The organism is Winogradskyella pacifica (assembly GCF_013403915.1).
Classification (GTDB): Bacteria; Bacteroidota; Bacteroidia; order Flavobacteriales; family Flavobacteriaceae; genus Winogradskyella; species Winogradskyella pacifica.
Window position 1 is genome coordinate 1 of the sequence record NZ_JABFDI010000072.1, and the last position, 617, is coordinate 617.

At 66.1% G+C, this 617-nt stretch carries 1 protein-coding gene; it reads right to left on the bottom strand.

The genetic code is table 11. From position 1 onward, the window contains the following. A partial coding sequence (locus HM984_RS17470; RefSeq protein WP_179350125.1) for an IS110 family transposase occupies positions 1-617 on the bottom strand: 617 nt, incomplete at both ends.

The following is a 617-nucleotide window of genomic DNA, read 5'->3' on the forward strand; positions in this document are numbered from 1 at the left end:
TCAGCTGCCGCGCAAGAGTTTTCAGTACGAAGTCCGTTTTCTCCGCCCCCGGCACGATCACGGTCTGCTCCGCGAGCGCAGTGATAATCGAGTCCGCGACCTTGTCACCGATGCGCGGTGCCGAACGTTTCGCGACCCGTCGCAGTGCTGCCGGGGTTGCTGCGGCGAACCCGGTCGGGCCTCCGAACTCGGCCAGCAGCGTGAGTGCGACGGGTCGGTACAGGTGTTTGCCGATGGCCCGTTCGAGGGCGGGGTGAACCGAGAGCAGCACTGATCGGATGCGGCTCGAAATGCGGTTCTCTTCGGTGGCCAGGTCTGCGTCGAACCCGGCGAGCATCCGCAGGCCTTCGACGATGTCATCGTCCTGGGTGACCGGCAACAAGGTGTCGGGCAGGGTACGGGCGGCGTCGGCGATGATGAACGCATCGCGGGCATCGGTTTTCGCCTGCCCCGGATACAGTGCCGCGATCCGCCGCATCCGCAGGCCGGGCAGGTATGCAACATCGAGGCCGCTGTCGCGAGCCACCGCGATCGGCAGTGCACCGATGTTGCGGGGTTGGTCGACCACCATCAGTACCGAGCCGTGTGCCGCGAGCTCGCCGAACAATGCACGGAGC